The organism is Mycobacterium sp., assembly GCF_049802695.1.
Classification (GTDB): Bacteria; Actinomycetota; Actinomycetes; order Mycobacteriales; family Mycobacteriaceae; genus Mycobacterium.
This window is the reverse complement of sequence record NZ_JBARMY010000507.1, coordinates 1-24,429: the sequence shown is the minus strand read 5'-3', so window position 1 is coordinate 24,429 and position 24,429 is coordinate 1. Positions and strand designations below refer to the sequence as shown.

Genomic DNA, 24,429 nt, shown 5'->3' with positions numbered 1-24,429 from the left:
CTCACCGAGCAACGCTCAGCGTGTCAGGCCGGAAACACCGTCAAATCCACAGACCCCACTTGCTTACACCGGATCTGTTGCGTGCTCAGCGGTCTCCCCTTGGTTCGCCGATGGCGGGGTGACCCAGGGATAGATGACATCGACGTATTCGTCGCGCGAGAGGACAAGGGTGGGAGCCGGTGTGGAGATGTCGACGTAGTTGTGGCCCGCGCGGTCCTTGCGGCGCGAGATGTCGAGGTCGTCGCTGATCTCGCGTGCCTTGGCGGGGTCGAGGTGCCAAACGACGGAGGTCTTGTCCAAGTCGATATCGGCGCGGCCGGTCTCGATGAGGAACTTGTGCATTACACCGTCGTGCTCAAGTTGCGATGCCCCGCGTTGGATTGCTTCGCTGAGGGTGTTTCCGAACGTCTCGAGTCCGGCACCGTCCATGGTCAACAGCACGGCGTCATACCCGAAGTCGAATTCGGGAAGATAGTTCACGCGGATTACGTTCATGGGTCGCCTTGGTGCTTGGTCGTGTGCCTTAACGGGCCTCAATGTGATCCAGGTGCCGACAGATTAGGCTTGCCGGTCACGGCGAGGGGGACACGCGGACAACGCGACGTTGACTATTGCGTAAATCTTAACCGGACTGCGTGCCCGCAGTGCACACGGAATTGATGCTCGCTATTCCGTCGAAGAACCGACCAGGACCCCTTCCACTTCCCCGTCGCTGGAAACCAGCAAGCCTCGACCCGGTGGCAGCTGTTGAGCGCTGGTTCGTCCGAACACCTTCACGTTCGCCGGGTCGTTGTCCATAAATAAAGTGGGGGAGCGAGATCCGGTCAGCTTCTGAACGAACGGATTCATCACCACCTGGGCGGCCCAGTTTCCGGGCAGCCGCGAGGCGATCACATGGAGACCGGTTTCCCGGCTGCGTTCAATCAACGGCCACAGCGGCGCTGTTGCGGCCGGCTTCATCGTCTGGTTGTGCGGTCGTAATTCGTGCTCGTCATCTATCAGGACAAAGTGATGCGGACCCTCCCACGTTTTCCGGTTGAGCAGCTCTTCCTGGCTCAGACCCGAAGGGGGCAGGCGATCTCGCAGCAGTGCCGCCAGTTCACCTACGACGTTGTCGATGTCCTCTGTGGTGTAGGCGTACGCGCGCACATGCGGACCCCGAATTCGGCCGATCAGTGTTGTTTTCGGATCAATTATCGTGATCTGCGCCTGCTCGGGACTTAATCGGGTGACGATCGACTGACCGATTGTCGCCAACGTTGTTGTCTTCCCGCATAATTGGCGGCCCATTATCAGCATGCTGGGCACCAGCCGGGTCGGCAGCGCCACTGGCTGCAGGGCGCTCTCGCCGATCGCGAAGGGGATATTCAGCGGATCGGCGGCGTCGACGGAGCGCCCGTGCGCTTCGATGATCTGACTCAAGGTCACCCGCTCCGGCAGCCTGGAAAGGCGCTCCACCTTATCCGCACCGGTGACTGAGGCGATCACCGAACCAACGCCGCGTGTCGCCACCCGGTCACCTCGGCTCCCCGTTATCTCGGGCACTCCCATCAACAACTCGTGTCCTTCTCGGCTGAGACCGAACCCTGGCCGGTCCAAAGTGTTTCGCGCGGCTCTTCGGCGCTCCAAGCCATCTCCCATCTGTGATTCATCGGGATTGCTCAGCCGCAATTGGATCCGCGCGTTAGACACATTGAGCAACCCTTGTTTCTGCCCGACGAACCAGGCGACGGCACTGGTCATTACGTGCACACCGTAGGACAGACCTTGCCGGGCGACGGCTATCGCACGGTCACCCATGGCTGGGTCCTTTTCGTAGAGATCGCCATAGTTGTCGATGACGAGAAACACGTCGCCGAACTTGTCCTGCGGGTCGGTGCCGCCGCCGCCTCCCGACCCGAATCGCCGCTCCCTGAATTCGGCGATGTCGATCTGGTAGTGCTTGAACGATGCCTCGCGAGCGCGAACCAAACCCTCCACTGTCGCGATTGTTCGAGACACGCCCTCGCTGTCATTCAAGCTGACCACTCCGGCGACATGCGGTAGGTCTTCTACTGGATACAGCGCCGCGCCTATGCAGAAGAATGTCACCCGTTCCGGGCGGTACATCAGCGCGGCGGATGTTATCAACGTCATCAGCGTGGTGGACTTTCCGCGCTGGGCGGTCGCGACCACCATGACGTTGTCCATTTCGACGTCGATGACGTGCACTCGCTGCATGTGATCTTCCGGGATGTCGACGATCCCGACCGGAAAGACCAGCCCGGGATTTTGACCATAGTCGACATGCCAGGGCTTGCCGCGCCAATATGCCACCAGAACGTCTATCTGTTCGCTGACTTCCAGTGGAGGCAGCCAAATTTGGTGCGGCAGTCGAGCGGGGTGCGAGACCAGCGACTCGCGGATGACGTCGAGTATCTTCTTCCTCTTGAAACCATCGGCATGGAAAAGGAATTCGTCGGGCTCGTCTGGTTCGTCGGCGCCCGCCAACACCGCGGTGTCTTCGGCGCTGAGCGGCTGGTACTCCCACGTCAGCGGCCGAGGCTGAGAGAAGCTGACGTCCACGGTCTTGCTGAGGTTCACCGATTTCTTCGGCAAGACGTACGGTGCGGACAGGTAGAAGCACCGGAACGGTTCCAGATCGCGCGGACCGACTTTGAGGAGCGCGTAGCCGTTTTCCTTCGACGGCAGGTGCAAAGCGGCGTCGCTACCGATGACGTCGCGGGAGTCTTCGGCGGTCTCCGCCCGCAGCGCCACCCGGAAGGCGATATTGCTCTTCGCCTTGCTCAGCGACGACAGATCGAGCCGCTGACCACCCAGCGTGAAGAAAACGTTGCAACCGCGGCCTTCCTGCCCGATGTGGATGACCAGTTGTATCCAGTCCTGGTGATGATGAAAAAGTTCGAGATACTCGTCGATGATGACCAACAGAATCGGAACAGGCTCGAGGTCGCGGCCGGCAAGCCGCATCTCCTCGTACTCGTTGGCGTCGCGCGCACCAGCCTCCTTGAATAGCCGGTAGCGTCGGGCAATTTCACCATTGACAGCCTTAGACATCCGTTCGGCTAAGTGCCGGTCGTCCTTACCCAAGTTGGACAGCGAACCCGCGACATGGGGGAGACCTTCCAGATCCTGGGCGGCGGATTCGAATTTCATGTCGACGAAAATCACGATGAACGTCTCTGGGGAGTGCGTCAGCGCAATCCCGTTGCACAGCGACAGAAAAAACTCCGACTTACCTGAGCCGGACGTCCCGATCACCACTGAGTGAAACCCGTAGCCACCGAAATCTTTTGCGCGGAAAATAATGTGCTGCAGCTCACCGCCCGGCTTGACGCCGACCGGGACCATCGCCCACTTCGCATCGCCCCGGCCACGACTGTCCGCCCACAGTCGCTCGACGTCGAGCTGGCGCGGATCGTTGATCCCCAGCGCCCGCAGCAGTTCGCCGGCCTGGCTGTCCGTTCCGGACAGTTCTCCGGCAGTCATCGGCGACCAGCGCGCCATAGCCCGCGCGTAGCGGTTGGCGGTGCTTTCGGCGAGCATGTCGGCTACGGCGTAGAACGCGTCGCGGTGATAAAGCCGTCCGTTGCGCAGTTCGAATCGCTGGCCCTCGTCGGCGAACCCGACCCCTATACCGGCCCGAGTTGCCAACCGCAACAGAGTAATACCTGCGATGCCCCGCTGGCCGGTGACGCCCTCCCACTGCTCGGGAGTTCCGACACTGTCGTCTACGATGACCCAGTGCGGACCGAGCGATAGACCTGTCGACTCCATCGGCGACGGCATCGACGTGGGACTGGTCCCGACCGGCGGCGTCCAAGGCCCACGGCCCTTGCGGTGCAATTCGGCGTCGAGCGCATCCTCCAGTTCGGTCGGGGAGCCGAAAACCAATCGGCGCAGCCCACAGGCGTCGAACATCTCGTCATGCTGATTGTGCGGCAACCACACCAACCATGACCAGGCCTCAGGATGACGGGTCACCACCATCAGCTTGAGGTCGTTGGGGCTGTGATACACGGCCATCGCAGACATAACGGACCGCGCCAGATTGTGCAGTTCGTCGGGGTCCTGCCCAATGAAACTGAAACCTGGTTTAGACCGTAGGCTCAACACCTTGCCGATCCCGCGAATCTTGCTCTGCTCGAGGATGAAGTCCCTCAAGGCACCGCCGGTCACCGGTTCGAGTTCCTCTCCAATCGGCACTTCAGGCAACTGCAGCGACACGGCCGAGTCACTGGCCTGCTGTATTCCGATGCCGAGGCGCACGTCAAGGAAATCTGGGTCGCCGGGCCGACGCTCCCACATCCGCGGACCGCCAATCACGGTGTCGAGCTTCTGTGGATCGCCGTGCACGAACAGTTGGCTTCGCCGCTGATCTTGGGCGGCGCGCTGCACTTCGTCTCGGTCGTCGTCGAGCTGACGTAGGTAGACGCGGCGTTGCTTTTCCTGTTCACCCCAGCTGATTCGGCGACCGCGGCCGAACCGGCCACTGAACATCAACGCACCGAAGCCGGCCAGCCCCATCATCGGGAAGAAGCCGGACTGCAATGACCGGACTCCCGAGGTGTACATGACCACCAAGGTGCCGATGATCCCGACGAGCAGGGCTGGTACAGCGATCATCAGAAGGATGTTGCGTGGCTCGCGTTCCGGCAGAGCCAGTGGCGGCGCAACCGCCACCCGCACCGGCGGTACAGCCGGCGGTGGCTTACGAGCGGCGCGAACAAAACCTCGTTTGGACATGGCTATCCTCCCGCCGTCTGATGTTCGAACTGCGATACCGGTGCGACCGCGTCACCGCTGACGATGGTGTCGCGGGCCAGCAATGCGTTGTCCCGGCTGATGGCCGGCCCCGCGGCGAACGTCCGCACGATGGGCCAGGGCGCCTGCACGGCGCGCGCCGGGTCCAGGCTCAGCGCTTGCAATGTTCGGTGCTCCCATTGAATGCCGTACCGAACACCTTGCGGCGATACCCAATACAAGCTTTCGCGACTATTCGACGTCGCCACGCCGCTGGTGGTTGCAACGAAGTTCGCCGCGCCCGGCACAACCAGCGTCTGGTCGGCCTCCACCGAATTGGGGTCACGGTCGTTGCGGACCAGGCGCACCAAGCGACTATCCATGCCGATCGGAACAGGCAAACCCCGGCCGGTGAGCACGCCGATCGTCGCCTGCGGGTCGCTGGACTCCTTCTGCCACGCAACGCAGGTGACCGGGTTCGCAGCGGTGTCGATGAATTTCAGCTTGGCGGCGGGGTAGAAGTTGACATTGAGGACGTCGACGACGGGGATATTGATGAGCTTGTCCGGGGTGACCAACGCCGGCGCAGTGGAACCTTGTGAATCAGCGGTGCGCAGCAGGTCCGCGACAAAGCTGGTGATCTTCTGCACGCCGTTGGCCAGTAACACGTAGAAGCCGTCGACGGCACCGCTGGCGTCGCGGGTCTCCAGCACGCTGCCGACCCTGGCGCCGGGCAAGTATTGTGACGGGCTGCCCGCTTCTGGAATTGCTGGCACTGCAAGGGTTTCCGTAGAGGGCATCGCGTCGAAGAGGGCGTTGGAGATTTCGACGGGATACGTCACGCCGGGATCGAGACCCAGGTTGAACGTGACCCGCCGGTCGGCTGGGTCGATCAGTGATCGGTGGTTGCCCCAAATTACATAGGTGGCTCCCTTATGGGTGGCGAGCACAGCCTGTTCTGAAGCCATCGGCGCTGCCCGCCCGAACAAGGACAGTTCACCGGCGATCGCTGTCACCACCGGCGGCGTTCCGCTACCTCGGACCGGCGCCGTGTCGCACACTGACCAGGACGACACGGCGCTGGAGGTGACCGTAAGGTCGTCGGGCACGCCGGGAATACCGATCATCGGGCCGGTCGGATACTTCGCAATCTCGCTTGGTTTCACCCATGCCGGAGGGGAAGCGTTGCCGACTGCCAGCCTTGCCGACGTCAGGTTGAGGGCGGGATAGAGGCGTCCGTCGATCTTCGCGTAGATCGCACCCGTGTCGCGGTTACCGATGATCGACGACTGTCCAACCAGGCCGGCTGGTTTCATGATGTGTAGCAACCCCATCCAGCCGACACCGATCAGTACGAAGACGATGGACAACACCACTGCGGCCTGCTGCTTGCGGTCGTCGTGTTTCATTCGGACCGAGAACCGCGTGATCGCCGCCTTCAGCCGACGGTTGTAGAACAGGTGACCGGAATTCTGGTCGCGATTGGACAGATTGAGCGGCATGGTCAGTATCCTTTCGGCGGGCGGCGAGCATCCGCCTGCTGCACCAGTGCAATCAAGTTCGCTCCGTCGAGGCTCACACCGTAGCGGTGCCGCACGTAATTCATCGACGCGCAGATATTCGCCACCGGGTCGTAGATGTCGGTGGAGGTGCCCGGCTGGTGAAAGCGTGCGAAGGTGGCCGGAATAGTCTGCGTTAGCCCACGCGCGTAGCCCAGGCCATGGCCGTCCGGCTGGGCGGTTCCCGGCGCAATCGCGGGCTCGGATGCGACCGCCGATGCCCGCCCGCCGGACTCGCGGGCTATCAACGTCTCATAACCCCGAATCCAGTTGTGCCTTGCAGCCGGATCAGTGATGCCTAAATGATCGAGCGCCTCCGCGATCCGGTAGCGAACGTGTCCGCGCCGATGTGACTTTTCATAGCGCACTGCGCGAAGCGGGAGGGGTCGGCTTCCTGAAGCGTGTCCGGACCGCGGGGTACGCCGCCGGTCGGGGTAGTTGAGCTGCCTGGTCCGCTGCGCGAGTCCGTGCGACAAGCGATGCGATCGATTGACGTGGTGGTGCTGCGTACGGAGACGAGTAGCCATGCGCCGTAGAGCTTCTCGTCGCCCGAGCGGAGTGTCTGCCGCCGGCGCCGAGTCGTCGTACGCCTCGTCGAGAACCATTCCGGTGACGCGCCGGCCCAATCTGTGGCCGCTGCCGGCTTCGCTCAACACTGCGTCCAGCTCGCTGTTAGTATCCGCTGTGCTGCGCAGCGCGCGTGTCAGGCGCACGATGTGTGGCTTCACCGACGAACCGATTCCGTCGCTTGCAGCCCCTTGCCTAAGCGCCTCGGCACGATCTTCCAGCTCTGCGGGCGGCTGCTCGGGACCAGCGACGGAGTGCTCAGCGAGCCCATAGAGGTTGTGCCCGCTGGCCAGAAGCTGCACCGCGCGGCGCATCAGCGGATCCCAGGTCACCGCAAGCCACCTCCGTACCGGGCTTCGTTCTCGGTCTTCGCTTCTTCACGCAAGGCCGAGATCGCCAGATTCAATCGCTCGGCCAATTCACCGTGGGTGTAACCGGTCATTACGTCGGGATGCAATGTCAAATCGACCAACCTGCCGTCGGAGTTCGCCACGGCGCGGATGTCTCCCAGATCGACGCTGTAGGTGACCGTCTCTGCTTCGGCAACAAGAGCTTCCCATTTGTCAGCTGCTTCGCTGAGATCACGCAGCACCGACTCGACGAGATCCTTATCGCTCAGCTCCGCGTGACTCCCCGACCCCGACACCATGTCAGTATCTCGACCCCTCCTACCAGCGTCAATTTAAGACTTTAGGGCTCGGACCGCTCCGCCGAACGGCAATTCTACGAACCCTTGCCAGGGCTTATGGTTGGCCCGCCCATTTGCTTGCCGGCGGCGTTTTTAGTCTCAGGAACCAGGCGAAGTGATAATTCGCCGACAACTCGTCTCCGGTCGCAATGCCCTCGGTAGCGGCCAACAGCAGGCAATTGAGCAGCAGCGCGGAGTCAACGTCTGGATACTGGGCCAATAGTTGGTACCGGGCGGTGTCGAGGTGTACGCGTAACACGTCAACCTCTGCCTCCATAACGCCCGTCCCGGCAGCGCCGGCTTTGGCCAGGGTTTGCACCATCCTCGGCAGTCCATCGCGCCAGTGCGTTGCCTCAGTGAGCCCCCAACCGAGGTCGTCGATCATCGGCAGCGCCCGCGGGAGCAGTGACGGTTCGGTCGCCGAGGAGCTGGTTGCCCAGCCGAGGGGGTCACCGGGTGCATAACTGACCGAAAAGGCGCTGGGTCCCAGCAATGCGGCTGCATTGCCGCTCCGTCGGTCGGGTTCCAACAGGCGGACACCGGCAGGCAAACTAATCCCCGGTGGTATCCAGCCGTGGGCCATGTCCGTGACCACTACCGTGGTCCCGTCCTCTCGCTTGCCGACGGCCCAACGCAACCCCGGTTCTTGACGCGCCACGAACTTCAGCAGCCTCCACAATCGCTCGGTCTCTGCCTCAAGGTCGAGAAAGGCAGATCTAGCGGGCATTTCGGACGTTTCGGCGGCAGCCGGCTCGGGGCTCGCCATGACGGCCGTGGCCTCTGGGCCGAACTGCTCGGGTCCCGCGTCGGGCCCTGCGTGCCTGCCCATCTCGACAGCTTCCTGCGGTGCCATCGGGGAGGCCGCATGGCGACCGGGCTGAGCATCCTCCCGACTCGTCCCGGCGGGGTCTTCTGTGACGATTGAGGCCTCGGGTTCGTCCGGACGACGGTGTTCTGCGGGGCTCATCGGCGCGGCCGTGTGGAGGTGACGGACAACCGACTCCACTCGACGGACCGCGGATCCGCGAGCGACGTCGATCACTCGCGCCTCTTCTGCCTGTCTGGCGAAGTCGGGCATCACAGCCCACCGGATAGCTTTGAGCTCCTCGTTCGCGGACTCGACTATTCGCTGCAGATCGAGTTTGAGATACTCTGCAGCCGGGGCATTTTCGGGTGTAATCGTCGCCAGCTCGGCAGGCCACAACCCACCCACGACCCATGGTGTGCAGTCAATGGGAGAGCTGAAGGCCGGAATCGTCAGAGATTCCCGGGTCGCTCTCCGGAGGCGCTGGCGCGCCGTCTTTCGACCGAAGATCGCCACCGGCCAAGCGTACCGTCATCCGTCTAACGCGGAATTCACTACCTTTTTTACCCTCACCAGGCGTTATGCCGCTGGACGCAGATGAAGTGCGAATGGTCGAAGAGGGCACACCGAGTGAATTGTGGCGATGACGGGCCCTGGGTAGCGTGACGTCATGGCTGATTCTGCGCTGCAGCAGCAACTCGACGAAGTTCGCGCGTTGCTGGCTCGCGGGCGGGAGCTGTTCGGCGGCAACCCCGTCGAACCGCCGACCGATATCGCACCGCATCCCGGAGCTGTGCAGGCGTGGCTTCGCTAGCTTTCCGCAGCGTCTATCGGGCGGCGCGGCGCCGCCGCAATTTGTGCGCTAGAAGCTTCTCAATCGCCGCGTCCAGATCACGAGGATTGGGAACTACGGCAGACGGCGTGTAGCCCGCTGCCACTATCTCTCCGCGAACCTCCATGAGCGCCTTGAGGTAGGACACGTCCGCAGTAAGCAGTATGCCCTCAGCCAAGGTCTGTGCGTCGGTGTCCATCGCTGCGTGACTCAGCACGACACTGTGCGCGTACCCGCCTCGGCTGGATCGGAACATGATTGCGCTGCTCGGGTGAACGGTGTCGAATTCAGGATCAGCGTTGGTCATCGACTGTCGTCAAGACTTCTGAACCTGGCGGCGGCATCTTGCTCGTTCTGCTCCCACACTGTCGCAGAAGTTCTGAGATGATCCGCCAATCCGGCGTGGTCGTCGGCTTGTTGTTCGTAACAGAGCCGCCTGTGCTCGAGGAGCTCGCGCCCCGCCTCGCGTAGCTCGCTGAAAATCGGCCCGAGCGAATCGAGGCTTTCCTGGATCGCCGCGTGCGAGGAAGGAACGGTGCGCAGATATTCCGACGCCTGCTGGTGCTGGTCCGCCACTTCGCGCAAAGTGTCCGGCTCTACGTGAATTCGGTCTGCCATCTGCTCTCTCCCTGTCGATGTGTCGGCCGCAGCCGCGGGCGCGTTACTGCCGTCGGGCTATGCGTTGGCGAAGACCGCCGGTCTGGTCGGGGTCGGGGGATCGGGCTTGGACGGCGTGGCGGTTGCCACTGGTGCAGGCGGATGCTCCCAGCCTAGAAAGCTCGGGCCCTGCACCGTGGAGATGTGCTGAATTTGACCGTTGACCAGCGCTTCGCCCGGTCCGAGCGCCAGTGCATGGTGATCGGTGAACATACCGATATCGCCGGGGGAGAGCTGCGGCGGATCGATCCGGTCGGTGACTGCTGTGCCCGGCAGGGGGATGGTAATGCCCTGCTCTCGGAACGCATCTGCGATGGGTGTCCCGTTGACCGCGGCCTCGATCACAGCGGCGAGCTTCGGATCTGCGGCAGTGACCGTCTCGCCGTTGGGCAAGGCGACGTTGGTCGGCCCCGCCGGTTCCCCGGGCGGCTCTCCAGCGTCATCCTCGTCGTAGGCGTCATCGTCGTCGTCGTCCAGCCAGAGATCGTCGTCGAAGCCCGGGTCCCTGCCCCCGAGCGCTGCGTCGAGATCATCGTCCGGCGAACTGCGCTTCCCGAGGGTTTGCAGCAAGTCGGGTATCGACGAGCCGCTGGACGCACCCCAGCCGGGCATCGGACCGGGCAGTGCAGCGCCGCCGAAAGGTGGGAAGCCCGCTGTGGCAGGCATGCTCGGCACAGCTGCTGAAGGCGTGGGCGCGGGTGCCTGATTCGGCGAGTCGGCGGGAAAGAAGTCGTGGTCGTCGTCGTCGAGTGGCGAGTCCAGGTATGGGTCGGTCTCGATGTCGTCCGGTTCGGTGCTGTCGTTCTGCGAAGCAGCTGGCGCGCCGACGGCCGGTGGCGCGCTGGGTGCAGTCGGCTCGGGGTGACCCTCTTGAGAGACGCTGTAGAGCGACGTCAGAGCTGCCATCAGCGCCGACTTCGACGTGTCGTCGAGGCTCGCGCCCGCTATCAAGACCCGGATGTCCTTGAGCTTGCCGAGCAAGAATCGCTGGAAGTCCCGAGCGCCGGCAGCGGTGTCCAGATCAGTTCGTGTCCGCACCGCCGACTCGACGTCACGCTGCAGTTGATTCAAAGCTTCCTTGCCGTTAACCGCTATCAGGTGTGCATTCAGGATTGCGCTGATGACTTGCAGGTCAAGCTGTGCGGTCGACGAGTTCTGCTGCGCCAAAGCGCTTTCTGCGCTCCTGATAGCGTCTGCGGCATCGCCTTCCTGGTGGTCCGTCGGCCGCTGGTCAGCCGGCGGGTCCGGTCCCGAGACACTGCCAGGGTGGTGCACTGGCGGGACGACCATCGCTCCGGTCGTCGAGTCGAACAGGTCTGGGTGCCGGCTGCGGATTTTGCCGAGCAACGACTCAACTCGTTGCGGGGTCGCCACATAAATGGTCGCGACGTCCGTCACCTCTTGCGACGTCAGGCCGGTCCGCCAGGCTTGCGGATCACCCGAGCAAACGTTCACGTGCTTGATCGCGGCGAGTAGATCTTCGACTGTCGCCATTGCTCAGGCGGGTGACCGTGCGGTTCGCGGCCCTGTCATGCACGGGAACAGTACCCAGGCCGCTGTGCACCCACAATTCACACCGCAGTGGCTGTGAGCGACGTTCCTCTGCTCACGCCTCGTCCGTCGGCGGCACGGTGTACTGCGACCGGAGGCCTTCCAGCACAGCCCGTTTCGCTTTGTCGAGCTCTCGGGCCTCGGTGATGACCGCAACGATCTCGCGTTGCTTGGCCACCAGAAACTTCTGAAATTCCCGCGTGCCGACAGGGGTGTCGAGTGCTAACGCAGCCTGGTTCTGCACGGCGCCGTTGATTTCACGGGCGATGGCGTCGAGCCGCGAAAGGCCTTCGAGTGTGGCCGCATGTGCGCCGGCAAGTGCCTCGCGCAGCACGTGGTCGACATCAGCGACCGCGCCGTGCTGGGCGACCAGCGCAGCCTGACTGGCTTGGATAGCAGCTACCGAGTGTCCGGTTTGATCTGCCATGCGTTGAACCTACTCACCTGGCCCGGACTCAACAATCCACTATCACGCGTGCGCGGCCTACCAGACCGGCCGTCGGATCGCCACACTGGGACCCAACTGGCTGATGCGGACCGTGGCACCGGAATACGGGGCCTCGACAACCAGATTGTGGCCCAGCGCAATCTGCACATGGCCGGTATGGGGAAAGACAAGATCACCCGCACGCACCTGAGCACGGGACACCGGAATTCCCTCGTGAATTTGCTGATAGGTGGTGCGCTCCAGGTGGACACCCGCCTGCGCGTAGGACCACTTCACCAAACCGGAGCAGTCGAACTGATCAGGACCCGTCGCGCCCCAGACGTAGGGCCGGCCCAATCGCGACAGCGCCGCATGCACCGCTATCCGGGCCCTGCTCTTCGGCGGCAATGCCAAACCGCTCAACCGTGAGTGCTGCCGTCCCGTCCGCCGGTAACGCAACGCGCGCAACGCCGCCGCGTGGTGCCGCGCCCGGGTCCGGGCTGTCGATACGTGTGCTCGTTGAGCTCGTAGCCGCGCGATACGACGACGCGCCGCCTCGCGCTGTGCCACAGGGTTGTCCGCAGTGGCGCTATCGGCACGTGCCTCGTCGAGAACACCTCGGGTCGCTTCGCGGGCATGTGCGTGATCCTGGTGCGCCCCGTTGATGATCCCGGTCATCGCGTCGTCCGTGGCCGCCGCCGAGAGTAAAGCGGTCCGCGCATCACCCATCGCGAGCTGATAACGCCGGTGCGCATCGCCGGCACCAGCGGTTCGGTTCACTTGCGTGTCGGCGCTTGGGCCGGCCCCTTCGATCGTCACCAACCGAGTTGCGCCGGTGAACAAGTGATGCGCGCGACGCAAGACCTCCCAATCGTTATCGTTCAACGCATTCCCTAGCCGTCGTCTCCGTCGGCTTCAGGCGGATCAGCGGTGTGCGCGGACGAAGCGAAGGCTCGGACGCGCGGAAGCGCCCCTGGCGGGATGACACCTCGATTGCGGATGTCCCACATTTCCTCGCCGCTGACGCCGACCAGTGCGGCAATGACCTTTTCCGGGAGCGGGGAGCGCGCGCACGCTCGGTCGAAGCGCGCGCTCAGGGTCGTCGGAATGCGGTCGAGTAGGGCGGCGCGGGTCGCCTCCAGCGCCTGCAGATGGGCCATGAGTCGGTTGGCCGATTCAGCACCGGCATTCACCGCGACCCGCCACGAATTAGCGGCCAGCATCTCGGCCTTGACGCACTGTGCGATCACGGACTGAATATACGTCTCATATTCGTTTGATGTTGTCGCCGGTAGCCGGCCGATCACCGCTTTGAGTGCTTCCAGCTGTGCTTCGGCGTATCCCTCGAGCACTTCCGTATCGCTGTGCCGGTCGACCACTACTGGTCCTGCGGAGCGCTGCACACCTGGTTCTACCGGTTTGACCGCGACCAACCGGTCGAGTTCGGCTTCGGGGTCAGCGGCTACGAGCAACCTGTGATAGGTCCCCGGCGGTAATCCAAGGCCGCTCTCTACCTTGTGAATTGTGCTCTTATGTGGTTTGCGCGCTCCTCGTTCCAGGTAGCTGAGGCCCATGATGCTGACCCCGGTCTCGGCCGCGAGGTCCGCCAAGGACCAATCGCGTGACTCTCGCAGCGCTCGGATTGCCGCCCCTGCCGACTCGCGGCTCACCACAACGCTCCGGGCACGCTCGGATATTACAACGCGCGAAGGCGCTTCTCCGAGATATATGTTTTTGTCAATGTTTGCCTTGTGCCCGGGTTCGCGGCCATATATGGTTCTGCCTACGTTTACGATCAGAGGAGGCCAGCACGTGGGATATCCCTGCTCAGAGAACCCGGAACTATGGTTCGGTTACCCCGACGACGATGCGGGCGACGGCGCTGCGAAGGCGCGCGCATACGAGCGGTCAGCCACCGAAGCGCGCCTCATGTGTCTGCGCCGGTGCCCGTTGGCGCAGCAGCAACGCTGTGCGCGCTACGCCGTCGAACACCGGGAAGAATATGGCGTGTGGGCCGGGGTGAAACTTCCTGGTGGCCAATACCGCAAGCGGGAACAGTTGGCTCGGGCGCACGACACTTTGCGACGCATTGCTTCCGGTGACATCAGCTCTCGGCAATTGCCGGAGAATGCGGCCCTCTTGACCCGGCGCGAGGGCGACGCCGACCGGCTGTCACGTACCGTGTTCCACCTCGCGGCCTCTCACACTAATCCCCGTTCGGCCGCCTGACTTTCCGGCCGTTATGTGGTCTGCTCGGTAGCGGCACCGCTTTGCCTCGGGTGCTGCGGACGAAAGGAGTGCAGATGCCGACCGATAAAACTGGCGCACCAGCGACCGTCACTGCCGGTGCCGGCATGTACGACATCGCAGTGGAAGGCAGCGTCGTCGGGCACGCCTGTATCGCCGACCGTGAGGACCAGCGCGTCTTCTACCACACCGAGGTTGACGACGAGTTCGAAGGACGCGGCTTGGCCACCATCCTCATCGAGCAGGCGCTGGCCAACACACGAGACGACGGTAAGCGCATTGTCGCGGTCTGCCCGACGGTGGCGGGTGTGCTCAAGAAGCATCCGGAGCTCAGCGATATCACCGACCGAGTCACGCCGGAGATCAGGCAGTGGGTACAAGACCTCACGGCTGATTGACCCCGCCGAAGACATGATTCGTTCGCCAATCGGGTACGCAACCGCTCGAGGACAGTGAAGCCCCCGCTGTAACGATCGTGTGCTCCAAGGAGTGGGTGATATGGCGACGCTGCACCGCGATGTTGCGAACGGCATTCATCGCATCGAACATGCTCACGTCAACCTGTACCTGATCGAGGGTGACGCCGGCGAGTACACCGTGGTAGATGCCGGTCTGCCCGGCGTGTGGTCACACCTTGCCCGGTTGTTGGGGGAAGTCGGCGTAAACCCGGACAGGGTGGCCGCGCTGGTGCTCACCCACGCCCATTTCGATCACGTCGGCGTCGCGTCCGCGATGCAGAAGGAGTGGCACCTGCCGGTGTGGACACACACCGACGAGATACACCTCGCCGCGCACCCGTTGCGGTATCAACACGAACGCAACCGGTTTGCCGTGCCACTGACCCATCCCCGGTCACTGCCCATCGTGGCGCGCATGACCTTGGCCGGCGCGCTCATGGTCAGGGGCGTCGAGGACGTGACCGTTTTCGATGCGGATGGCCCCCTTGACGTCCCGGGAAGTCCGGTTCCGGTGTTCACCCCAGGGCACACCTTCGGACACACTGCGCTGCACTTCCCGGAACGAGACGCCCTCATCACCGGCGACGCGCTTGTGACACTGGACCCCTACACCGGCGGGCGAGGCCCGCAGATCGTCTCCGGAGCCGCCACCGCGGACAGCGCGCAGGCTCTCGACTCACTTACTGTGCTGGGGGACACCGGCGCCACCGTCGTGCTACCTGGACACGGCGAGCCGTGGACCGGCGGCATCGCGGACGCCGCCGAACTGGCGCGGCGTCGCGGACCGCACTGACGAGCGCCGTGACGCTCGACTAGTTTCCCGACTCCAGCGCGGCGATGAAGCTGTCCGGGTCCGTCACGCTTATGTAGAGGCAACGGACCTCAGCCCAGCTGCCGCCCACGAATCTCACCGTGCCGGAGGTCAATGGGCGAACGAAGTTGAGTTCGACGATGCCGTAGCGCGAACCATTGACCATCCAGGCATCTCCCATCGGGTGGACTCCCCACGCCCGGGGCCGCTTGTTGATCCGCTTCACCGACTTGATGTCCTTCAGCGGGACATCGATCGCGAAAGCCCACCCGTGTTTGATGTGCAGTGTGTTGCCGACTACCCGGATCGTGGTCCATTTGGGCCAAAGGCCGAAGACGCTCGCGACGGGGCGATACCACCGGTAGTAGCGCATCGCGAAGTCCATCCACCATTCTTGCTGTCTCCCGGGATTGCTTCGGCTCAGCACAAATGTCGATTGGGCGTGCAGTAAGCGGAAATCAGGCCGTGATATCCGCAGCCGGCATCGCGGGAGCTGCACTGGCGCACCAACTGGCTGCGCCCGGGGCTGGCAGACCACCGTCATCGAACGAGCACCGCAGCGCCGTGACCCGGCGGCCGGGCTTTTCCGCACTGACGATCACCAGGCCGCCTCGAACCGGTACGAACAGTTCAGGCGATCACACGTCGACCCAGGACAAAACGCGCGGCCGGCCGTTCTGCGCCGGGCCGATCCACAAGCGCGCAAACGGCGTCCACATATTGCACGCGGGAGCCCGGGTGGTGGTGAGCCCCGTCGACCGGACCTTCATGAGCTTTGTCGGCAAATGATTCGGCAGCGTCGCAGCAGACGGCATTCGACTACCGGAGTATCCGGAGAACGATTAGTCGGCTAGCGGGAAAGAATGGCGCCGACAGGCCTGCCGGCGCCATCGTGTGGGCAGTCACTTCTGGTTCGGGTTGGAAGGCTCCGGTCGAAACTACGAGCTGTGCGCCGTCGACGGCTGCCGCTCGTCATGGCGTGCGCTGCCGTGCGAGGTCAGGCCCGCCTGCGCCTACTGGACCAACCAGCAAAAGAGCTTCATGCTGGAGCCGTCCGCCCATCGCACTTATTTAATTTAATGACTCGGCTCGTCAGATTGGTGGGCGAAGGGGGACTTGAACCCCCACGTCCCGAAGGACACTGGCACCTGAAGCCAGCGCGTCTGCCATTCCGCCACTCGCCCGTGGCAACCGGAGCAGCCTATCACTGTAAGCGCCGCGAACTGTAGCCGCGCCCGGTGGCCGAGAGCGGGGTTACCAGCACGACGCACAGCCCTCGAACCGGCCCTGAGCTGTGTAAAGGCGATTCTCAGAGTTACTGAGGTGCCGCGGTGCTGCCCTGTCCCGATACCATACTTGCTAAGACATCGTTGTTCCGACAAGCGTGCGGTTGACCGCTCCACAGCAGCGGCAGCAAAACTAGTGAGGCGAGCGCTGGAGATGGGCGGCCAGAAGGGGCTAGTTCAACGCATCGAGCGCAAACTGGAGGCGACGTTAGGTGATGCGTTTGCTCGGATGTTCGGCGGATCGATCGTCCCTCAAGAGGTCGAAGCCATGTTGCGCCGGGAAGCAGCCGACGGAATTCAGTCCCTTCCGGGCAATCGGCTTTTGGCGCCCAACGAGTACGTCATTACTCTCGGAGTGCACGACTACGAGATTGTGGCCGCAGATCCCGATCTCACGTCGGACACCTTTGCCAAACACTTGGCGGGATATATCAGTGAACAGGGCTGGCAAACGTATGGTGATGTGGTCGTCCGCTTCGAACAGTCCTCAAGCCTGCACACCGGCCAGTTCCGCGCCCGCGGCGCTGTCAACCCCGACGTCGAGTCCCGCCCGACGGCTGGCGGTGCCGCTCCGCCACAATCAGACCGTGCGTTCAGCGCAGAACCAGGAGTACCACCGATGACCGACAATTCCAGCTATCGCGGCGGCCAGGGGCAGGGGCGGCCCGGCGACGAGTATTACGACGACCGTTACGGTCGTCCACAAGACGATCCGCGCGGCGGCCAGGAGGGCCGCGGCTATCCGGGTGATCCCGCCGGCTACCCGCCGCAGGGCGGCTATCCGCCACCGCGCCATCCCGAGCAGGGCGGCTACCCCGACCAACGCGGCTACCCGGAACAAAGTGGCTATCCCGACCAGCGTGGTTACCCGGAACAAGGCGGATACCCGGACCAGCGCGGCTATCCCGACCAGCGCCAATACCCCGGCTCAACTGGATACCCCGAGCAAGGCGGCTACCCCGAGCAAGGCGGCGGCTACCCCGAGCGCGGCCACGGCGATCAGCGCGGCTATCCCGACCAGGGTGGATATCCTGACCAGGGCGGATACCCCCCCGAGCGGGGACCTAGTGGTTATCAGCCTCCCGCTGAACAGCGCCCGCCCGCCGGCTACGCCGGTGGCCAGGGATACGACCCCGGCTACCGCCAGGGCAGTGGCTACGGCCCGCCGGGCGGCGGTCAGCAGGGTTACGGCGACTACGGGCGCGGTCCTGCTCGCCACGAGGAGGGCGGCTACAGTCCGGGCGAGCAGCGACCCGCCTACCCGGACCAGGGCGGCTATGACCAAGGCTATCCAGCCGACCAGGGCTACCAGGCGGGGCCTGGATACGGACGGCAAGACTACGGTCAGGGCGACTACAACCGCTACGGCGAAGCCGGCGGTGGGAGCGCGTACGCGCCGCCCGGTGGTGGCTATGGCGAACCTGGTGGCGGTTACGGCGAGCCCGCCGCCGGCGGGTACCCAGAGCACGGTGGTTATGCAGATCCCAGCGGTTATGCAGAGCCGAGCGGCTACGCAGAGCCCGGTGGCTACGGCGAACCTGCGGCTGGTTACGCCGAGCCCGGGGCAGGCTACGCCGAACCCGTCGGCGGTGGTTACGATCTCGGCCATTCCGAAACCCAAGTAGGCGGCTATGGCGGCTACGGGCAGGGCGGCTACGGGGCCAGCGGTGCGACGGTCACCTTGCAGCTCGACGACGGTAGTGGACGGACCTATCAACTGCGCGAAGGCGCCAACATCGTTGGCCGCGGACAGGACGCTCAATTCCGGTTGCCTGACACCGGTGTGTCGCGCAGGCACCTCGAAATTCGTTGGGATGGACAGGTTGCATTGTTATCGGACCTCAATTCCACCAATGGCACCACCGTCAACAATGCGGCGGTGCAAGAGTGGCAATTAGCCGACGGCGACGTGATTCGGCTAGGTCATTCGGAGATCATCGTCCACATTCATTGAGCCATTGCTCGGCGAAGCTATCGAGCTTCGACCCAAGTCGACCACCGTCCAAGTATCGTGACGTTGCTGATGTGCTCGGGTGCACGGCCGCGGATACAGCGCCAGGACGAAGGGACGCCGGATGCAGGGTCTAGTTCTGCAACTGACGCGTGCCGGGTTCCTGCTGCTGTTGTGGGTGTTCATCTGGTCGGTGCTGCGCATCTTGCGGACGGACATCTATGCGCCGACCGGGGCTGTCATGGTGCGGCGCGGCTTGCCGTTACGTGGCGCTCTGCTGCCTTCCCGGCAGAACAGAAGCGCGCGCTATCTAGTGGTCACTGAAGGGTCGTTGGCCGGCGCACGCATCAGCCTCAGCGGGCAGCCGGTGCTCATCGGACGCGCCGATGACTCCACTCTGGTGCTCACCGACGACTACGCGTCGACGCGGCACGCGCGATTGTCTCAGCGTGGCTCGGAATGGTACGTGGAGGATCTAGGATCGACCAACGGCACTTACCTTGACAGGGCGAAGGTGACGACGGCGGTACGAGTTCCGATTGGAACGCCGGTTCGAATCGGCAAGACGGTGATTGAGCTGCGCCCGTGAGCCTGGTCCTTCGCTACGCAGCCCGCAGCGACGTCGGGCTGGTGCGTTCCAATAACGAAGACTCGGTGTACGCGGGCGCGCGGCTGTTGGCGTTAGCCGACGGCATGGGCGGCCACGCCGCCGGTGAGGTCGCTTCTCAGCTGGCGATCGCAGCGCTAGCCCACCTCGACGACGACGAGCCCGGCGGCGACTTGCTCGGCAAGCTCGACGCCGCGGTGCGGGCAGGCAACTCGGCGATCGCCGGACAAGTCGAGCTGGATCCCGAGCTCGAGGGTATGGGCACGACGCTCACCGCAATCCTCTTCGCAGGCAACCGCATTGGGCTGGTACACATCGGTGACTCCCGGGGCTACTTGTTGCGCGACGGTGAACTGACGCAGATCACCAAAGACGACACCTTCGTGCAGACCCTGGTAGACGAAGGCCGCCTCACGCGCGAAGAGGCGCACAGCCACCCGCAGCGTTCGCTGATCATGCGGGCACTGACCGGCCATGAGGTCGAGCCCACCCTGATCATGCGGGAAGCCCGCACCGGTGACCGCTACCTGCTGTGCTCGGACGGACTCTCCGATCCCGTCAGCGACGAGACCATTCGTGATGCCCTGCAGATACCCGACGTCAGTGAGAGCGCCGAGCGCCTCATCGAACTCGCGCTGCGTGGCGGCGGACCCGACAACGTGACCGTGGTGGTGGCCGACGTGGTCGACAACGACTACGGGCAGACCCAACCGATCTTGGCTGGCGCCGTATCCGGCGACCAGGCTCAACAAACCCGTCCCAACACCGCAGCCGGCCGGGCTTCGGCGATCAACGCCCGCAAAACCGTCCCCCCCAAAGCTGTTGAGCCGGCGCCGGAAACGGCCACCCGACCAAAGTATTCGCGGCGCCGGCTGGCCATCGGCATCGCTTTGGTGGTGCTGCTCCTGCTCGCCGGCCTGGCGATCGGGCGGACTGTTGTCCGCGGCTACTACTACGTCGCTGACTACAACGACACGGTCACCATCATGCGCGGCATCCGGGGGACGATTCTGGGCATAGGCCTGCAGGAACCGTGGCTGGTGGGTTGCTTCAATGGCAGCAATGAGCCATACGGGCAGCCCGGCAAGCCGCCGGGCTGTCAGCCGTTGAGAATGGCCAATCTGAGTCAGTCCAGCCAGGAGCTGGTGAAGACCGGACTGCCCTACGCCGACCTCGACGGCGCCAAGAAGCAGTTGCAGGGCCTTTTTCCCGCCTGCCCGCCGGCCTCTTCACCCTCCCCGGCTACGCCGCCGAGCAGCAGCCAGACCCCGGCGCCGACTAACTCCACCGCGCCATCAACCTCCGCGCCGCCGTCGGCTTCCACGGAGTCGCCCCACGCCAACGTGCCGGCGATACCCCCGACTCCCGCACCTTCGCGGGCTACCGCCCCCAACGCGCCGGCGAGTCCACCCTCTTCGAATCAACCGGCACTTGCTTGCCGGGAAGCGGCATGACGACGCAGCCCCAGGCACCGGTCGCGGTAACACCTCCACTACCGAATCGCCGAAATGCCGAGCTGCTGCTGTTGTGCTTCGCCACCGTCATCATTGCGGCGGCCCTGGTGATTGTGCAGGCCAACCAGGAGCGGGCTCTGCGCTGGGATCTGGCCGGCTACGCTCTGGCGTTCTTCACGTTGTTCGCCTCGGCGCACTTGGCCGTTCGGCGCTTCGCGCCGTACGCCGATCCGCTGCTCCTTCCAGTCGTCGCGCTGCTCAACGGCCTCGGCCTGGTGATGATCCACCGGCTGGACCTGGCTGACAGCGCGATCGGCGGCAGCACCCACCCCAGCGCGAACCAGCAGATGCTTTGGACACTGCTCGGTGTCGGTGCGTTCGCCCTCGGGGTCACATTTCTCAGGGATCATCGGCAGCTCGCGCGATACGGCTACATCTGCGGACTCGCCGGTTTGGTGCTACTGACGATCCCGGCGCTGTTGCCGACGGAATTCTCCGAGCAGAATGGCGCCAAGATCTGGATTCGACTGCCAGGCTTCTCGATTCAACCGGCAGAGTTCTCGAAGATCTTGCTGCTGGTCTTCTTCTGCGCCGTGTTGGTGGCTAAGCGCGGGCTGTTCACCAGCGCGGGCAGGCACGTGATGGGTTTGGACCTGCCGCGCGCACGCGACCTGGCGCCGCTGCTGGCAGCGTGGGTGATCTCCGTCGGGGTGATGGTGTTCGAAAAAGACCTGGGCACTTCGCTGTTGCTGTATGCGTCGTTTCTGACGGTCGTCTATCTGGCCACCCAACGGTTCAGCTGGGTGGTTATCGGCTTGGCTCTGTTCGCGGTCGGAAGCGTCGCGGCGTACTTCGCCTTCGGCCACGTCCGGGTCCGCGTGCAGACCTGGCTCAACCCGTTCAGCGACCCGGACGGCAGCGGCTATCAGATCGTGCAGTCGTTGTTCAGCTTCGCCACCGGCGGCATCTTCGGCACCGGACTCGGCAACGGGCAGCCGGACACCGTGCCCGCGGCGTCGACCGACTTCATCATCGCCGCGTTCGGGGAAGAACTCGGCCTGGTCGGGTTGGCCAGCCTGCTGATGCTCTACACCATCGTCATCGTCCGCGGCCTGCGAACGGCGATCGCGGTGCGCGACAGTTTCGGCAAGCTGCAGGCCGCCGGCCTGGCGTCGACGTTGGCGATTCAGCTGTTCATCGTCGTGGGCGGCGTGACGAAGCTGATTCCGCTGACCGGGTTGACCACGCCCTGGATGTCCTACGGCGGCTCGTCTCTGCTGGCCAACTATTTGCTGCTGGCCATCCTGGTGCGCATCTCCGACTCGGCGCGACGTCCGCCACGTCCACGGACCGGTAAGCCGTCGCCGATCGCCGTCGCGAGCACCGAGGTGATCGAGCGCGTATGAACGCCTCCTTGCGCCGAATCTCGGTGACCGTGATGGCTTTGATAGTCCTTCTGCTGATCAATGCGACGTTCACCCAGGTCTTCACCGCCGACGGGCTGCGCACCGATCCCCGCAATCAGCGAGTCCTGCTCGATGAATACTCCCGGCAGCGCGGCCAGATCACCGCCGGCGGGCAACTGCTGGCCTATTCGGTGGCCACGGACAGCCGCTACCGATTCCTGCGGGTCTACCCCAATCCCTCGGCGTATGCACCGATCACCGGCTTCTATTCGCTGCGCTACTCCAGCACCGGTCTGGAACGCGCGGAGGATCCGGTGCTCAACGGATCCGACCCCCGGCTCTTCGGTCGCCGACTGGCGGACTTCTTCACCGCTCGCGATCCCCGGGGCGGAAATGTCGACACCACGATCAACTCCCGGGTACAGCAGGTCGCCTGGGACGCGATGCAGCAGGGCTGCAACGGCCCGTGCAAAGGCGCGGTCGTCGCGCTGGAGCCGTCCACCGGCAAAATCCTGGCGCTGATTTCCTCGCCGTCCTACGACCCGAATCTGCTGTCCTCACACAACACCGACGATCAGCTGCAGGCCTGGCAGCGGCTGCGTGACGATCCGGCGTCCCCGCTGACCAATCGCGCCATCAGCGAGACCTACCCGCCGGGGTCGACGTTCAAGGTCATCACGACTGCAGCCGCGCTGCAGGTCGGGGCTACCGAAGATGAGCAACTGACCTCTGCACCGCGCATTCCGCTACCGGGCAGCACGGCCACGCTGGAGAACTACGGCGGCACACCGTGCGCCGGCGAGCCAACGGTGTCGCTGCGCGTCGCGTTCGCCCGCTCCTGCAACACCGCGTTCGTCCAACTCGGTCTGCGGACCGGTCCGGACGCCCTGCGCAGCACCGCGCACGCCTTCGGGCTCGACAGCGCTCTAGATCCCATCCCGCTGCAAGTCGCCGAATCGACCGTCGGCCCCATGCCGGACGCCGCCGCGTTGGGTATGTCCAGTATCGGACAGAAAGATGTGGCACTGACACCGCTGCAGAACGCGGTGGTGGCCGCGACTATCGCCAATGCCGGAGTGACGATGCAGCCCTACCTGGTAGAAAGCCTGCAGGGACCTGACCTGGCACCGATCGGCACCACCGCACCGCACGAGCAGCGCCGTGCGGTGTCGCCGCAGGTCGCCGCTAAGCTAACAGAACTAATGGTCGGCGCCGAGCAAGTCACACAGCAGAAAGGGGCTATCCCCGGCGTGCAGATCGCGTCCAAAACCGGTACCGCGGAGCACGGCACCGATCCGCGCAACACGCCACCGCACGCGTGGTATATCGCGTTCGCACCCGCGCAGACGCCGAAGGTGGCCGTGGCGGTGTTGGTCGAGGACGGCGCCGACCGGCTGTCCGCGACCGGTGGTGCGCTCGCCGCGCCGATCGGGCGGGCTGTGATCGAGGCCGCGCTTCAGGGAGGACCATGAGCCCGCGAGTAGGTGTGACGCTGTCCGGCCGGTATCGCCTGCAGCGCCTCATCGCCACCGGCGGTATGGGCCAGGTGTGGGAGGCGGTCGACAGTCGACTGGGCCGGCGCGTCGCGGTCAAAGTGCTCAAAAGCGAATTCTCCACCGACCCCGAGTTCATCGAGCGGTTCCGCATCGAAGCCCGCACCACCGCGATGCTCAACCACCCCGGGATCGCCAGCGTGCACGACTACGGCGAAACCCAAATGGACGGCGAGGGCCACACCGCCTACCTGGTAATGGAACTGGTCAACGGTGAGCCGCTCAATTCGGTGCTCAAACGCACCGGCCGGCTGTCCCTTCGGCACGCCCTAGATATGCTCGAGCAGACCGGGCGCGCACTGCAGGTCGCGCACGCCTCCGGCCTGGTGCATCGCGACGTCAAACCCGGAAACATCCTGATCACGCCCACCGGGCAGGTGAAGATCACTGACTTCGGGATCGCCAAGGCTGTCGATGCCGCGCCGGTGACCCAGACCGGCATGGTGATGGGCACCGCGCAGTACATCGCGCCCGAACAAGCGTTGGGGCACGACGCGTCCCCGGCCAGTGACGTCTACTCACTCGGAGTGGTCGGCTACGAAGTGGTTTCGGGCAAGCGGCCGTTCACCGGCGACGGTGCCCTCACAGTCGCGATGAAGCACATCAAAGAGCCGCCGCCCCCGCTGCCCAGCGACTTGCCGCCCAACGTGCGGGAACTCATCGAAATCACGTTGGTCAAGAACCCGGGCATGCGTTATAAGAGCGGCGGCCCGTTCGCAGACGCGGTGGCCGCGGTACGGGCCGGGCGCCGTCCGCCCCGTCCCACCAGCCAGGGATCAGCATCCGGCCGGGCTGCGCCTGCCGCCATTCCGTCCGGTACCAACGCC

The 24,429-nt window shown here is 64.3% G+C and carries 23 protein-coding genes and 1 tRNA gene; 10 read left to right on the top strand and 14 right to left on the bottom strand.

What is annotated here, in order from left to right; all coding sequences use genetic code 11:
• Positions 1-63: 63 nt before the first annotated feature.
• The 6 genes from WA317_RS20045 to WA317_RS20020 form a co-directional block, all read right to left on the bottom strand.
• Positions 64-495 (bottom strand): hypothetical protein, encoded by a 432-nt coding sequence (locus tag WA317_RS20045; protein ID WP_425174695.1) that lies wholly within the window; start codon positions 493-495, stop codon positions 64-66.
• 171 nt (positions 496-666) lie between these two features.
• Positions 667-4,746 (bottom strand): type VII secretion protein EccCa, encoded by a 4,080-nt coding sequence (gene eccCa, locus WA317_RS20040; protein ID WP_425174694.1) that lies wholly within the window; start codon positions 4,744-4,746, stop codon positions 667-669.
• A gap of 2 nt (positions 4,747-4,748) precedes the next feature.
• Complete coding sequence (gene eccB, locus WA317_RS20035; RefSeq protein WP_425174693.1) at positions 4,749-6,245, bottom strand: type VII secretion protein EccB; 1,497 nt, start codon at positions 6,243-6,245, stop codon at positions 4,749-4,751.
• A 2-nt stretch (positions 6,246-6,247) separates the two neighbouring features.
• On the bottom strand, positions 6,248-7,201 hold the full coding sequence (locus WA317_RS20030) for a transglycosylase SLT domain-containing protein (protein ID WP_425174692.1): 954 nt from the start codon (positions 7,199-7,201) through the stop codon (positions 6,248-6,250).
• Positions 7,198-7,518: a DUF2710 family protein gene (locus WA317_RS20025; RefSeq protein ID WP_425174691.1), complete on the bottom strand. Its 321-nt coding sequence runs from the start codon at positions 7,516-7,518 to the stop codon at positions 7,198-7,200. Before WA317_RS20025 ends, WA317_RS20030 begins: the two co-directional genes overlap by 4 nt.
• A 94-nt stretch (positions 7,519-7,612) precedes the next feature.
• Positions 7,613-8,770, bottom strand: a complete 1,158-nt coding sequence (locus WA317_RS20020) for a DUF5631 domain-containing protein (protein WP_425174690.1) — start codon at positions 8,768-8,770, stop codon at positions 7,613-7,615.
• Positions 8,771-9,032: 262 nt separating this feature from the next.
• On the opposite strand from WA317_RS20020, the gene WA317_RS20015 reads away from it, so the two are divergent.
• Positions 9,033-9,176 carry a hypothetical protein gene (locus WA317_RS20015; protein ID WP_425174689.1) on the top strand — a complete coding sequence of 48 codons (144 nt, stop codon included), beginning with the start codon at positions 9,033-9,035 and terminating at the stop codon, positions 9,174-9,176.
• A gap of 13 nt (positions 9,177-9,189) precedes the next feature.
• On the opposite strand, the gene WA317_RS20010 is transcribed toward WA317_RS20015, so the two are convergent.
• The 6 genes from WA317_RS20010 to WA317_RS19985 all read right to left on the bottom strand — a co-directional run bounded on the left by WA317_RS20010 (position 9,190) and on the right by WA317_RS19985 (position 13,499).
• The gene (locus WA317_RS20010) at positions 9,190-9,501 is read right to left on the bottom strand and encodes a DUF2694 family protein (protein ID WP_425174688.1); all 312 of its coding nucleotides are present in this window, start codon (positions 9,499-9,501) and stop codon (positions 9,190-9,192) included.
• Positions 9,498-9,812 (bottom strand): ESX-1 secretion-associated protein, encoded by a 315-nt coding sequence (locus tag WA317_RS20005; protein WP_425174687.1) that lies wholly within the window; start codon positions 9,810-9,812, stop codon positions 9,498-9,500. Before WA317_RS20005 ends, WA317_RS20010 begins: the two co-directional genes overlap by 4 nt.
• A gap of 57 nt (positions 9,813-9,869) precedes the next feature.
• Positions 9,870-11,345, bottom strand: a complete 1,476-nt coding sequence (locus tag WA317_RS20000) for a DUF4226 domain-containing protein (protein WP_425174686.1) — start codon at positions 11,343-11,345, stop codon at positions 9,870-9,872.
• A 112-nt stretch (positions 11,346-11,457) separates the two neighbouring features.
• Positions 11,458-11,829: a DUF4226 domain-containing protein gene (locus tag WA317_RS19995; protein ID WP_425174685.1), complete on the bottom strand. Its 372-nt coding sequence runs from the start codon at positions 11,827-11,829 to the stop codon at positions 11,458-11,460.
• A 57-nt stretch (positions 11,830-11,886) separates the two neighbouring features.
• The gene (locus tag WA317_RS19990; protein WP_425174684.1) at positions 11,887-12,714 is read right to left on the bottom strand and encodes a C40 family peptidase; all 828 of its coding nucleotides are present in this window, start codon (positions 12,712-12,714) and stop codon (positions 11,887-11,889) included.
• A gap of 8 nt (positions 12,715-12,722) precedes the next feature.
• The gene (locus WA317_RS19985) at positions 12,723-13,499 is read right to left on the bottom strand and encodes a helix-turn-helix domain-containing protein (RefSeq protein WP_425174683.1); all 777 of its coding nucleotides are present in this window, start codon (positions 13,497-13,499) and stop codon (positions 12,723-12,725) included.
• Between the two features lie 142 nt (positions 13,500-13,641).
• Between WA317_RS19985 and WA317_RS19980 the strand changes: the two genes are divergently transcribed.
• From WA317_RS19980 to WA317_RS19970, 3 genes are all read left to right on the top strand, one after another.
• Positions 13,642-14,058 carry a WhiB family transcriptional regulator gene (locus WA317_RS19980; protein WP_425174682.1) on the top strand — a complete coding sequence of 139 codons (417 nt, stop codon included), beginning with the start codon at positions 13,642-13,644 and terminating at the stop codon, positions 14,056-14,058.
• Positions 14,059-14,132: 74 nt separating this feature from the next.
• Positions 14,133-14,474 carry a GNAT family N-acetyltransferase gene (locus WA317_RS19975; protein WP_425174681.1) on the top strand — a complete coding sequence of 114 codons (342 nt, stop codon included), beginning with the start codon at positions 14,133-14,135 and terminating at the stop codon, positions 14,472-14,474.
• 100 nt (positions 14,475-14,574) lie between these two features.
• On the top strand, positions 14,575-15,327 hold the full coding sequence (locus tag WA317_RS19970) for an MBL fold metallo-hydrolase (RefSeq protein ID WP_425174680.1): 753 nt from the start codon (positions 14,575-14,577) through the stop codon (positions 15,325-15,327).
• 19 nt (positions 15,328-15,346) lie between these two features.
• Here the strand turns inward: WA317_RS19970 and WA317_RS19965 are convergent, their stop codons facing one another.
• Complete coding sequence (locus WA317_RS19965; protein ID WP_425174679.1) at positions 15,347-15,730, bottom strand: hypothetical protein; 384 nt, start codon at positions 15,728-15,730, stop codon at positions 15,347-15,349.
• A gap of 713 nt (positions 15,731-16,443) precedes the next feature.
• A tRNA-Leu gene (locus WA317_RS19960) sits at positions 16,444-16,529 on the bottom strand.
• 256 nt (positions 16,530-16,785) lie between these two features.
• Between WA317_RS19960 and WA317_RS19955 the strand changes: the two genes are divergently transcribed.
• From WA317_RS19955 to WA317_RS19930, 6 genes are all read left to right on the top strand, one after another.
• On the top strand, positions 16,786-18,585 hold the full coding sequence (locus WA317_RS19955) for an FhaA domain-containing protein (RefSeq protein WP_425174703.1): 1,800 nt from the start codon (positions 16,786-16,788) through the stop codon (positions 18,583-18,585).
• A gap of 121 nt (positions 18,586-18,706) precedes the next feature.
• Positions 18,707-19,171, top strand: a complete 465-nt coding sequence (locus WA317_RS19950) for an FHA domain-containing protein FhaB/FipA (RefSeq protein WP_425174678.1) — start codon at positions 18,707-18,709, stop codon at positions 19,169-19,171.
• Positions 19,168-20,643: a protein phosphatase 2C domain-containing protein gene (locus WA317_RS19945; RefSeq protein ID WP_425174677.1), complete on the top strand. Its 1,476-nt coding sequence runs from the start codon at positions 19,168-19,170 to the stop codon at positions 20,641-20,643. The genes WA317_RS19950 and WA317_RS19945 overlap by 4 nt, the downstream gene beginning before the upstream one ends.
• Entirely contained in the window at positions 20,640-22,049 is a 1,410-nt protein-coding gene (locus WA317_RS19940) for an FtsW/RodA/SpoVE family cell cycle protein (RefSeq protein ID WP_425174676.1), read from the top strand. The genes WA317_RS19945 and WA317_RS19940 overlap by 4 nt, the downstream gene beginning before the upstream one ends.
• Positions 22,046-23,521, top strand: a complete 1,476-nt coding sequence (gene pbpA / locus WA317_RS19935; protein ID WP_425174675.1) for a D,D-transpeptidase PbpA — start codon at positions 22,046-22,048, stop codon at positions 23,519-23,521. The genes WA317_RS19940 and pbpA overlap by 4 nt, the downstream gene beginning before the upstream one ends.
• Positions 23,518-24,429, top strand: a 912-nt coding sequence (locus WA317_RS19930) for a serine/threonine-protein kinase (RefSeq protein ID WP_425174674.1), incomplete at its 3' end; no start/stop codon positions are given. The genes pbpA and WA317_RS19930, both read left to right, overlap by 4 nt.

What these genes read in the sequence shown, in the direction of transcription:
- WA317_RS20015 (WP_425174689.1), top strand. Translation starts at nt 9,033, where the DNA reads ATGGCTGATTCTGCGCTGCAGCAGCAACTCGACGAAGTTCGCGCGTTG.
- WA317_RS19975 (WP_425174681.1), top strand. Translation starts at nt 14,133, where the DNA reads ATGCCGACCGATAAAACTGGCGCACCAGCGACCGTCACTGCCGGTGCC.
- pbpA (WP_425174675.1), top strand. Translation starts at nt 22,046, where the DNA reads ATGAACGCCTCCTTGCGCCGAATCTCGGTGACCGTGATGGCTTTGATA.
- WA317_RS19970 (WP_425174680.1), top strand. Translation starts at nt 14,575, where the DNA reads ATGGCGACGCTGCACCGCGATGTTGCGAACGGCATTCATCGCATCGAA.
- WA317_RS20010 (WP_425174688.1), bottom strand. Translation starts at nt 9,501, where the DNA reads ATGACCAACGCTGATCCTGAATTCGACACCGTTCACCCGAGCAGCGCA.
- WA317_RS20005 (WP_425174687.1), bottom strand. Translation starts at nt 9,812, where the DNA reads ATGGCAGACCGAATTCACGTAGAGCCGGACACTTTGCGCGAAGTGGCG.
- WA317_RS20045 (WP_425174695.1), bottom strand. Translation starts at nt 495, where the DNA reads ATGAACGTAATCCGCGTGAACTATCTTCCCGAATTCGACTTCGGGTAT.
- WA317_RS19965 (WP_425174679.1), bottom strand. Translation starts at nt 15,730, where the DNA reads ATGGACTTCGCGATGCGCTACTACCGGTGGTATCGCCCCGTCGCGAGC.
- WA317_RS19955 (WP_425174703.1), top strand. Translation starts at nt 16,786, where the DNA reads ATGGGCGGCCAGAAGGGGCTAGTTCAACGCATCGAGCGCAAACTGGAG.
- WA317_RS20000 (WP_425174686.1), bottom strand. Translation starts at nt 11,345, where the DNA reads ATGGCGACAGTCGAAGATCTACTCGCCGCGATCAAGCACGTGAACGTT.
- eccCa (WP_425174694.1), bottom strand. Translation starts at nt 4,746, where the DNA reads ATGTCCAAACGAGGTTTTGTTCGCGCCGCTCGTAAGCCACCGCCGGCT.
- eccB (WP_425174693.1), bottom strand. Translation starts at nt 6,245, where the DNA reads ATGCCGCTCAATCTGTCCAATCGCGACCAGAATTCCGGTCACCTGTTC.
- WA317_RS19940 (WP_425174676.1), top strand. Translation starts at nt 20,640, where the DNA reads ATGACGACGCAGCCCCAGGCACCGGTCGCGGTAACACCTCCACTACCG.
- WA317_RS19995 (WP_425174685.1), bottom strand. Translation starts at nt 11,829, where the DNA reads ATGGCAGATCAAACCGGACACTCGGTAGCTGCTATCCAAGCCAGTCAG.
- WA317_RS20025 (WP_425174691.1), bottom strand. Translation starts at nt 7,518, where the DNA reads ATGGTGTCGGGGTCGGGGAGTCACGCGGAGCTGAGCGATAAGGATCTC.
- WA317_RS19950 (WP_425174678.1), top strand. Translation starts at nt 18,707, where the DNA reads ATGCAGGGTCTAGTTCTGCAACTGACGCGTGCCGGGTTCCTGCTGCTG.